The following is a 10,760-nucleotide window of genomic DNA, read 5'->3' as shown; positions in this document are numbered from 1 at the left end:
AGCGTCCATCTCGCCGTCCAGGGCGGTCGACCTGAGCGCGGCGACGAGCCGACCTCCGGCGCCGCTTCATTCGGCGGCTTGCGGCCCTTCTCGAGATCCTCGATGTAACTCTTTCCGTGATGGGCGAGCTCGGCCAGGGCGCGATAGGAGAGGCCGCGTTCGGCACGGAGGCGGCGGAGCTCGTCGGAGAAGCGAGCGGCATCAGTCATCGGCGTATCCCCGATAGCGGCAGGGCGACGACGGATACCAGCCGCCGGGTCGACGGTAGCGCAGGCGGCCGCGCTCAGGCCTGGGCGGGCGGCGCCGATGGGATAGTTGTGCCACGCGCTGAGGCGGTCTTGTACGAGAGCGCGCGTACCCGCGTGGTGCGTCAGCTCAGCGACAACAAGATCCGCAAGGAGCTGCGCGGCTCGGACGCGGCTGAACGCTGCCGCCACGAGCACGACATCCTCCAACGACTGGCCGGCATCGACGGGGTGGCCCGGCTCGCGGGCGACGGCCCCACCGACACCGACCTGCTGCTGGTCGACGAAGGCAGCCAGAGCCTGGCCGCCCGCCTGGAAGCCGGACCCCTGCCGCCCGAATCGGTCATTGCGGTTGCGACGGGACTGGCCCGCGCGCTGGCCGCCGTGCATAAGGCGGGCGTAGTACACAAGGACATCAACCCGGCCAACGTGATCCTCGGCGACGGGGATCGGCCGGTTCTCATCGACTTCGAGCTGGCCACCACCGCGGCCGAGGAAGTGGCCGGGTTTCGGCACGAGAGCCAGATCGTCGGCACACTGGCCTACCTCGCGCCGGAGCAGACCGGCCGGACCGGACGGTCGATCGACCGGCGCTCCGATCTCTACGCACTCGGCGCCACGATTTATCAGATGGCCACCGGGCGGACGCCGTTCGCCAGCACCGACCCGCTTCAGTTGTTGCACGACCACCTGGCCCGGCGGCCGGCTCCGATGGCCGGCCCGTCGATTCCGCCGATGCTCGGTGAGATCGTCGAGCGGCTCCTCGAAAAGGAACCCGACCGGCGTTACCAGAGTGCCGTGGGTTGCGCCTACGACCTCGAGCGGGCCGCCGGGGATCGGTTCGAGCTGGGCACCCGCGACTTCCCGGACCGGCTCGTGCCGCCGTCGCGGCTGGTCGGGCGGGATGCCGAGGTGGCCCGGCTGCGGTCGGGGTTCGAGGAGGCGCTGGCCGGGCGGGTTCGCGGGCTGCTGATCAGCGGGCGCTCGGGGGTCGGCAAGACGGTGCTGATCAATGAGTTGCGGCAGATCGTCACGGCGGCCGGCGGGTGGTTCGTCACCGGCAAGTTCGACCAGTTCCGGCAGGATCCGGCCGCGGACGCGGTGGCCGGCTCCTATCGGGCGCTGGTGCGGCTGCTGCTCGGTGAGACCGAGGCCGACCTGGCCCGGCTGCGGACCGCCCTGACGCCGGCCCTGGGTGACAACGCGGGGCTGCTGGCCGGGTTGATTCCGGAGCTGGGGCCGCTGTTGCGGGTCGAACCCGAGCAGGCCCGCGGTGACCAGACCGAGGCGCAGGGGCGGCTGTTCCAGGGGCTGCTGGCGCTGACCCGGTCGGTCGTGTCGCCGGCCCGGCCGCTGGTCATGGTGGTCGACGACCTGCAGTGGGCGGCGGCCACGCCGATCTCGTTCCTCGAGGGGCTGCTGGCCGATGAGGGGATGCCGGGGCTGTTCCTGATCGGCGCCTACCGGGAGGAGGAGGTCGACGAGGCGCATCCGCTCTCCGCGGTGCTGGCCCGCTGGCAGCGGCTCGACCCGCCGCCGGCCGACCTGCGGCTGCGGAACCTGCCCGCCGACGACCTGTGCACGCTGCTGGCCGAGACCCTGCGGATGCCGGCGACGCGGGCCGCCGAGCTGGCTGAGGTCATCGCGCCGCGTACGGGCGGAAATCCGTTCGAGACGGTCGAGCTGATCAACGGGTTGCGGCTGAGTGGGGTGCTGACCCCGTCCGACGACGGCTGGAGCTGGGACGACCAGCAGGTCCGGACCTGGGTCGGCGACCGCGACATCGGGGATCTGCTGATCGCCCGGATCGCCCAGGTGCCCCGGCCGACCCGGCGGCTGCTGGCGGTGATGGCCGCGCTCGGCGGCGAGACCGGGCTCGACCTGCTCGCGCACGCGCTGCGGACCACCCGGGCCGCGGTCACCGGGTGGCTGGCCCCGGCCCTCGAGGACGGGCTGGTGCTGGTGGGCGACGAGGTCCGCTTCCGGCACGACCGGGTGCAGCAGGCCGCGTACGCGCGAATCCCGCTCCGCACCCGCCGCCTGGTCCACATCGTGCTGGCCGAGCGCCTGGCCGCCCGGCCGGAGTTCGCGAGCATGGCCGCCCAGCAGTATCTGCCCGCGGCCGACCTGGTCGCCCCGGAGCGTCGCGAAACGGTCGCCGAGCTGTTCCGGGCCACCGCGGCCGACGTCCGCATGATCAACTACGCGGTGGCCAAGCAGTACCTGGCCGCGGCGGTGTCGCTGAGCAACGACCCGGCCCTGGTCATCGACTGGCATCGCGCCCTCTACAGCCTGGGCCGGCTGCCCGAGGCCGATGCGCTCTACGCCGAACTGGCCGACCGGCTCGACCCGGTGGCGCTGGCCGAGCCGTGCGGGGTGCAGATCGAGAGCCTTACCGTACGCGGGAACGCCTCCGACGCCCTCACCCTGGGCCTGGGCCAGCTGCGGCGTCTCGGCCTGACCGCGCCCGCCGTGGACGAGCTGCAGGCCGAGGTCCCGGCCCGGCTGGACCGGCTGGCCGCCTGGTCACTGAGCCTGGGCGACGAGGACGATCGGCCGGCCGTCGAGGCGCCGGAGACGGTCGCGGCCTGCCACGTGATCAACCGGATGATGCCGCCCGCGTTCTTCAGCGATCCGGCCGCGATGGTGTGGCTGGTCAGCACGGCCCAGCAGGTCTGGACCGAGCACGGCCCGTCGGCCGCGCTGATCGGCCCGCTGGCCCACGCGGGCATCGCCGCGGTGCTGTTCCGCGACGACTTCCAGACCGGCTACCGGGTGCTGCGGCACGTCGAGCAGGCCGGCGACCGGCGCGGGTGGGACGCCGAGACCGCGGTGGCCCGGTTCCTGGCCTCGGTCAGCACGGCCCACTGGTCGGAGCCGCTCGAGCACAGCGTCTCGCTGGCCCGCCGCGCCCACGAGCGGCTCGTGCACTGTGGCGACCTGGCGTTCGCCTGTTTCACCACGCACACGACCGTGCCCGCGATGCTGGACTGCGCTCCCACGTTGTCCGCGTTCCAGTCCGAGCTGGCCCGCTCGACCAGCTTCACCGTGAAGGTCGGCAACAAGCAGAACGCGGCCGTGATGGCCGAGTTCGACGCCCTGCACCGGACGCTGACCGAGGCGCCGGTCGACATCGGGCCGCCCGGTCATCCGATGGCCGCGGCCTACCGGCACATCACCCGCGGTCTGGCCGCGCTGATGTTCGGTGACTTCGCCGGGCTGGTCGAGCAGGCGGCCGGGATCGAGGCCACGATCGGGTTCATCGCCGGCAACTACTTCACGGCGACCGCTCATCTCGTACGGGGAATGGCTCTGCTCGCCGACCGCAAGTTCGACGAGGCCGATTCCGTACGGGCGTGGCTCTCCGCACGCGCAGCCGACGCGCCCGCGAACTACCGGCACCTGGCCCTGCTGCTCGACGCGGAACGGGCCTGGGCGACCTCGGACCCGTCGGCCGCCGCCACCTTCGACGCCGCCCTGCAGGCCGTGGCCCGGCGCCGCCGCCCCTGGCAGCACGCCCTGATCGCCGAGCGGGCGGCCCGCTTCCACCTGGCCGCCGGCATGGACTACCTGGGCGAGCGGCTGCTGCGCGACGCCCAGGAGCACTGGCGGGACTGGGGTGCGACGACCAAGGCGACCGCGCAGGAACGGGAGTTCGCCTTCCTGCGTGAGCGGCGGACGAACGCCGGCTCGGCCAGCCTCGCCGCGTCGACCAGCTTCGCCTCCGAGGCGGTCGACCTGATGGCGGTGGTCAAGGCGTCCCGGGCGCTGAGCTCCGAGACCAACCTCGACCCGCTGCGTCACCGGGTGGTCGAGATCCTGACCACGCTGACCGGCGCGACCAAGGTGCACCTGCTGATCCGCGAGGACGAGCAGAGCGAGTGGACCGACGGCCACGCCGTGATCACCGGCGCCCGGATCCCGATGAGCGTGGTCCGTTACGCCGAGCGCACCCGGGAACCGCTGGTGCTGGACAACGCGGTGGACGATCCGCGGTTCACCCAGGACCCGTACTTCGACGGGCTCGAGCTGTGCGCGGCGCTCGCGGTCACGGTGCTCTCGCACGGCGTCCCGCGGGCGATGCTGGTGCTGGAGAACCGGCTCTGGCGGGGCACCTTCACCGACGAACGGCTCGACGCGGTCAACATCATCGCGAGCCAGCTCGTCGTCTCGATGGAGAACGCCGCCCTCTACACGTCGCTCGAGCAGAAGGTCGCCGAGCGCACCGAGCAGCTCCGCCTGGCCAACGCCCAGCTGCAGATCCTCAACGGCACCGACGCGCTGACCGGTGTGCCCAACCGCCGCCGGCTCGACGCCGAACTGGAGACCGCCTGGGTGACCTGCGCCGCGGGCGAGGAGCCGCTGGCCGTCGCGATGATCGACATCGACCATTTCAAGCTCTACAACGACGAGCTCGGGCACTCGGCCGGCGACGAGTGTCTCAAGCTGGTCGCCCGCACCATCGCGGCCCAGGTCCCGGACGGGTGGCTCGCGGCCCGGTACGGCGGTGAGGAGTTCACCGTCGTGATGCCCGGCGCGGACCGGTCACAGGCGCTGGACCAGGCCGAGCGCATCCAGCTGGCCATCAATGAAAGCGCCGAGCCGCACCCGGCGGCCCCGGCCCGGGTGATCACGGTCAGCATCGGGGTGGCGAGCGAGGTGCCGTCGGACGGCCGGGTGGTGGCCGACCTGATCGCGGACGCCGACGCCGGCCTGTACGAGGCCAAACGTCTCGGCCGCAACCGCGTGGAGCCCGGTTTGCCGACTGGTGAACGGAGCTTGGCATGATCGCCGGTCGCGACGAGAGTCGCTAGCATGAGCGAGGAGCCGACGCAGACCTGGGCCCGGAGCCCTTTCCCGCCGATCGCCGACTACGCGTTCCTGTCCGACTGCGAGGCGACCTGCCTGGTCGCCCCGAACGGGGCCGTCGAATGGATGTGCCTGCCCCGGCCGGACTCCCCGAGCGTGTTCACCACGATGCTGGACCGCAGCGCGGGCGCGTTCCGGCTCGGCCCGTACGACGAGATGGTCCCGGCCGCCCGTCGCTACATGCCGGGCAGCCTGATGGTCGAGACGACCTGGCAGACCCGTACGGGCTGGTTGATCGTCCGGGACGCGCTCTGCATGGGTCCGTGGCACAACGTGGACGAGCGCTCCCGGACGCACCGCCGCTCACCCACCGACTACGACGCCGAGCACTGCCTCCTGCGTACGGTGAAATGTGTCAGCGGATCGGTCGACCTCGCGATGAGCTGCGAGCCGGTGTTCGACTACGGCCGGCGCGAGGCGACCTGGCGGTACGAGGGCCCCGGCTACGGCGAGGTGGTCGCCGAGCACCCGGACGGCGACGTCACGCTGCGCCTGACCACCGACCTGCGGCCCGGCATCGAGGGGCGGGGACTCCACGCCCGTACGCGCATGGTCGAGGGCGACTGGCACTTCGTGGCCCTGTCGTGGTCGCCACTGCCGCCCCCGCGCACGATCGACGAGGCGCGCGACCGGATGGAACGCACCTCCGAGTACTGGCGGCAGTGGATCACGCTGGGCGACTTCCCCGACCATCCGTGGCGCAGCTACCTGCAGCGCAGCGCGCTCACCCTCAAGGGCCTGACCTACGCGCCGACCGGGGCGTTGCTGGCCGCGGCCACGATGGCACTGCCCGAGACGCCGCACGGCGAACGCAACTGGGACTACCGCTACGCCTGGGTGCGCGACTCCACGTTCGCGCTGTGGGGGCTCTACACGCTCGGGTTCGACCGCGAGGCCAACGACTTCTTCTACTTCATCCACGACGCCTGCGAGAACGGCCACGAGCTGCAGGTGATGTATCGGGTGGGCGGAGAGCGCGAGATCGAGGAGGAGTCGCTGCCTCACCTCTCGGGCTATGAGGGAGCTTTTCCCGTACGGGTCGGCAACGCGGCGTACAAACAGAAGCAGCACGACGTCTGGGGTGCTGTGCTCGACTCGGTCTACCTGCACGCCCGTTCCCGCGAGCAGCTGCCGGAGTCGCTCTGGCCGGTGCTCAAACAGCAGGTCGAGCAGGCCGCCGCGCACTGGGAGGAACCCGACCGCGGCATCTGGGAGGTGCGGGGCGAGCCGCAGCACTTCGTCTCGAGCAAGGTGATGTGCTGGGTCGCGCTCGACCGGGGCGCCCGGCTGGCCCGGCTCTACGACGAGCCCACGTACGCGAGCAAGTGGCAGACGCTGGCCGACCAGATCCACGCCGAGGTGTGCGCCAAGGGCGTCGACGACCGTGGGGTGTTCGTCCAGCGCTACGGCGCCGACGCGCTCGACGCGTCGCTGCTGCTCCTGCCGCTGATGCGCTTCCTGCCGCCGACCGACCCGCGGATCAAGGCCACCGTACGGGCCATCGCCGAGGAGCTCACCATCGACGGGCTGGTGCTGCGCTACCGGGTCGAGGAGACCGACGACGGGCTGTCCGGTGAGGAGGGCACCTTCACGATCTGCTCGTTCTGGCTGGCCTCGGCCCTGGTCGAGATCGGCGAGGTGGAGCAGGCCCGCAAGTTGTGCGAACGGCTGCTCGCGTACGCCAGCCCGCTCGAGCTGTATGCCGAGGAGATCGACACCTACAGCGGCCGCCACCTGGGCAACTTCCCGCAGGCGTTCACGCACCTGGCCCTGATCAACGCGGTGATGCACGTGATCCGGGCCGAGCAGAGCCAGGTGCCCGGCGGGTTCAATCCGGCGAACCCAGGGTCGTAGCGGGTCAGCCGCTGCGGCGGTTGCCGTACTGGCGGGGGCTCTGCACCGAGCCCCGGCCGTGCGGGGCCTGGCCCTGGCCTTGCCCGAAGGTCCCGGGCTTGGCGCCGCCCTTGCCCTTGGCGCGCCGGGCGGCCCGGTTGGCGAACTCCTCGACCTCCGGCTCGTTCTCGTCCGGGGCGGTCTCGTCCGGTGTGGTGTCGGGCATCGTGGTTCTCCTGACGGTTGAGCCTGCGCTCACGCTATCGCAGCCGGCCGGACCGGGTGGGCCCGGACATCGTTCCCGAAACGCACGCCCTTCTGTCCGGTATATGCCTAAATGGGCGTTACTGTGTCGAGGTGCTGAAGACCAAACGGGGGACGGTCCGCGCTCTGGTCGCCGGCGAACGCGGCCCCGCCGTGGTGCTCGGCCCGGGACTGGTCGGCTCGGCCGAGGACTACGCGCCCGTGCTGCCCGCCATCGCCGCCGCCGGGTTCCGGGCGCTGGCCTACGACTTCCAGGGGCACTACGAGGCGGGCGACGACGGCCCGCACACGGTCGAGCGGCACGCCGGGGATCTGCTCGCGGTGATCGAGGCGTTCGCGGGCGACGAACCGGCCCATGTCGTGGGGCACTCGCTCGGCGGCTTCGTGGCCCGCGCCGCCGGGCTGCGCGAGCCCGCCCGGTTCCGGTCGCTGACCATGATCGCCAGTGGACCGCAGATGACCAGCGACCGGCTCCGGCAGACCCTCGACCGCTTCGAACAGGCGCTGGTCGCCCAGGGGCCGGAGCTGATGTGGCCGCTCATCCTGCGCATCCTGCCCGGCAGCGACGGCGGCCGGCGCGACCTCTGGCGGCGACGACTGGACACCATGCGCCTGCCGTTCCTGCGGGGAATGCTGCAGTCGCTGGCCGGCGAGGACGACCTCGGGCGGGAGCTGCGCCTGACCCCGTACGGGAAAATGGTCCTGCACGGCGCCCGGGACCGCCGGCTGTGGCCGCACGCCGAGATGGCGGCCTATGCCGGGACGGCGGGCGCGACCCACGTGATCGTGCCCGAGACCGGGCACAGCCCGATGCTGGAGCGGGCGGCCGAGACCGCCGAACAACTCGTCGCCTTCTGGACCGCGGCCGACCGGGAGCGCGCCACCCGGCTCTGCCTCGAGATCGTGCGGCCGCGGCCGGCCGGCGACCCCTATCCGGCCTATGCCAGGCTGCGCGCGACCGCGCCGGTGATGCTGCTCGACCGGCCCGGGCTCGGCTCGGCCGTCTTTCTGACCCGTTACGCCGACTGCCATCGGCTGCTCAACGACCGTACCTGTCACGCCGTCGGCGAGACGCCCGAACACCTGCCGGCCGGGTGGGACGACGGTCCGTTCCGGGCCAAGATGCTGCGCTCGTTCGGTCTGCGGGAGGGTCAGGCCCATCTTCCCGTACGGGCGGCGCTCGCCCGCAACCTCAACCCACGCCGCACCGAGAGCTACCTGCGTGACGCCTCGTCGATCACGGACCAGTTGCTCGACCGGTTCGCCGCCCGTCTGGCCGACGGCGTGGTCAACGCCACCGAGGCCCTCGCGGTCCCGTTCGCCTCGCTGACCACCGGCCGCATGCTCGGCCTGCCCGACGACGAGGCGCTGCGCCTGGGCGACCTGGTCGGCGCGACCTCGACCGTCCTCGAACCGTCGAGCACACCCCGCCAGCGGGCCGGCGTCGAGGAAGCCGGCGCCGGGGTGCTGGCCGGCCTGCGCGGCCGTCGCGGCGGCCTGGCCGGACTCGTCCACGACCAGCACCCGTCGGACGAGGAGGGTGCCCTGGGCGACCTGGTCATGCTGTTCGGCGCGGCCCACGACAGTCCGGCCAGCCTGGTCGCGGTGGCCCTGAAACTGCTGCTGGAGAACCCCGGCCAGGCCGCCCTGGTCCGCGACGACCCCGGCCGGGCCGACGCCTGCATCACCGAGGTGCTGCGCCTCGAACCACCGGTCCAGATCGCCGTCCGCGTCACGACCGAGCCCTGCCGCTACGGCGACGTCGAGGTGCCCGCCGGCACCAAGATGCACGCCGTGCTGGGCGCGGCCAACCGCGACCCGGCCTACACCGACGACCCCGACAGCTTCCGCATCACCCGCACGGTCCGTGGCCCGTCCCTCAGCTTCGGCGCGGGCCGCCACTACTGCCCCGGGGCGGCGGTGGCCCGCATGCAGGCCGCGGTCCTGATCACCCGTGTGCTGCAACGCTTCCCCGGCCTGCGCCTGGCCGGCCCGCCGCGCTTCCGCGCCCCCGGCACACTGCTGCGCCGCATCGACGACCTGCCCGTCACCCTGGAGCCCGCATGCGTGTCCTGCTGACCGTCAATCCCGCCGCGAGCCACTTCTTCACGATGGTGCCACTCGCCTGGGCCCTTCACCTGGACGGCCACGAGGTGCTGGTGGCGGCGCCGCGCGCGCTGACCCAGTGCATCCGCCGTTCCGGCCTGACCACGGTCGTGGCCGGCGGAGACGCGACGTTCTTCAACTGCTGGCCTGCGGGGACCCAGCTGGTCGGCCGGCCGCAGACGGACCTGACGGTGTTCGCCGCCGTCGCCGAGCGCATGCTGCCCGACGTACTCGCCGTCGTCGAATCCTGGCGCCCCGACCTGGTCATCAGCGACCCGGTCGAGTTCGCCGGCCCGGTCGCCGCCACCAAGGCCAACGTTCCCTGGGTACGCCACGAGTGGGGCATTCCCGTGCCGCCAGAGCTCATGGACCTCGCTCGGGCCACGATCGCCGACCGCCTGTCCGCCCTGGGCCCGGCCACTTCACCCGTGGCCGTCGTGGACACATGCCCGCCTTCGCTGAGCGCGTCGTCCGCGCCCGTACTCCCGATGCGTTACGTGCCCTTCAGCACGGCCTGCACCGCCCCTGACTGGTTGTACTCGCCTTCGTCGCGGCCCCGTATCGCCGTCTCCCTGGGCACCGTGCCCGTCAGCGCCGACGGCCTGGCCATCGCAGTCCGCGGCCTGGCCGCCCTGGACTGCGAGGTCATCGTCTCCGGCAGCGGCGCCGAGGCCCTGACCGACCTGCCACCGAACGTGCGCCGGATCGCCTGGGTGCCCCACCACTTGCTGCTACCCACCTGCGATTTGCTGGTCCATCACGGCGGTTCGAACAGCGCGATGGCCGCCCTGACGCTGGGCGTGCCACACCTGGTGATGCCCCAGATGGCCGACCAGTTCAACATCGCCGACCGCCTCACCGGCGCCGGCGTGGCCCGCACCATCCCCTTCGCCGACCGCACCGCCGCGGCCGTCCACGCGGGAGCGACGGCCGTCCTGGCCGACTCGTCCTTCCGCGCTAGTTCGACCACGTTGCGAGCCGAGATCGAGGCCATGCCTTCCCCGGCCACGGTGGCGGCCGAGCTGACCGGACGTCGACAGCCCTGAGAGTGTCGAGCCGCGGCGGACTTCGGCCGATCTGCCCAGCTCGGAAGATCAGGGATCACCGCCAGGTGGCCCGCGGGCGTACCCTCGAGGCGGCGACCGGATTCCAGCGGAGCCTGGCGTCGCCCTGACCGCTAGCAGGGATACGCCGATGACTGATGCCGCTCGCTTCTCCGACGAGCTCCGCCGCCTCCGCGCCGAACGCGGCCTCTCCTATCGCGCCCTGGCCGAGCTCGCCCATCACGGGAAGAGCTACATCGAGGATCTCGAGAAGGGCCGCAAGCCGCCGAACGACGCGGTCGCCGAGCGGCTGGACCAGGCGCTCGGCGCCGGAGGTCGGCTCGTCGCCGCGCTCAGGTCGACCGCCCTGGACGACGAGACGGACGGCGAGATGGACGCC

General features: G+C 72.3%; 7 protein-coding genes. 5 read left to right on the top strand and 2 right to left on the bottom strand.

Translation table 11 applies throughout. The annotated features are described in order from the left end of the window. Positions 1-209 (bottom strand): helix-turn-helix domain-containing protein (locus KOI35_RS46870; protein ID WP_215796307.1); only part of this gene is annotated, 209 nt, incomplete at its 3' end. Positions 210-362: 153 nt separating this feature from the next. Between KOI35_RS46870 and KOI35_RS46865 the strand changes: the two genes are divergently transcribed. Then, positions 363-5,033, top strand: coding sequence for a diguanylate cyclase (locus tag KOI35_RS46865; protein ID WP_215796306.1), 4,671 nt, complete (start codon positions 363-365; stop codon positions 5,031-5,033). 27 nt (positions 5,034-5,060) lie between these two features. Further along, complete coding sequence (locus KOI35_RS46860; protein ID WP_215796305.1) at positions 5,061-6,968, top strand: glycoside hydrolase family 15 protein; 1,908 nt, start codon at positions 5,061-5,063, stop codon at positions 6,966-6,968. A 4-nt stretch (positions 6,969-6,972) separates the two neighbouring features. Here the strand turns inward: KOI35_RS46860 and KOI35_RS46855 are convergent, their stop codons facing one another. Beyond that, positions 6,973-7,173, bottom strand: coding sequence for a hypothetical protein (locus KOI35_RS46855; protein WP_215796304.1), 201 nt, complete (start codon positions 7,171-7,173; stop codon positions 6,973-6,975). 131 nt (positions 7,174-7,304) lie between these two features. Between KOI35_RS46855 and KOI35_RS46850 the strand changes: the two genes are divergently transcribed. The 3 genes from KOI35_RS46850 to KOI35_RS46840 form a co-directional block, all read left to right on the top strand. Continuing rightward, a complete protein-coding gene (locus KOI35_RS46850; RefSeq protein ID WP_215796303.1) occupies positions 7,305-9,290 on the top strand; it encodes a cytochrome P450 in 1,986 nt (661 codons plus the stop codon). Further along, a complete protein-coding gene (locus KOI35_RS46845; RefSeq protein ID WP_215796302.1) occupies positions 9,275-10,363 on the top strand; it encodes a nucleotide disphospho-sugar-binding domain-containing protein in 1,089 nt (362 codons plus the stop codon). Before KOI35_RS46850 ends, KOI35_RS46845 begins: the two co-directional genes overlap by 16 nt. Positions 10,364-10,511: 148 nt before the next feature. Next, the coding region (locus KOI35_RS46840) for a helix-turn-helix domain-containing protein (protein ID WP_215796301.1) at positions 10,512-10,760 on the top strand (249 nt) is incomplete at its 3' end.

Origin of the sequence: Paractinoplanes bogorensis, assembly GCF_018829635.1 — a bacterium.
GTDB classification, from domain to species: Bacteria; Actinomycetota; Actinomycetes; order Mycobacteriales; family Micromonosporaceae; genus Actinoplanes; species Actinoplanes bogorensis.
Note: the sequence above shows the minus strand (reverse complement) of the source record. Positions and strands in the feature narration are given on the sequence as shown.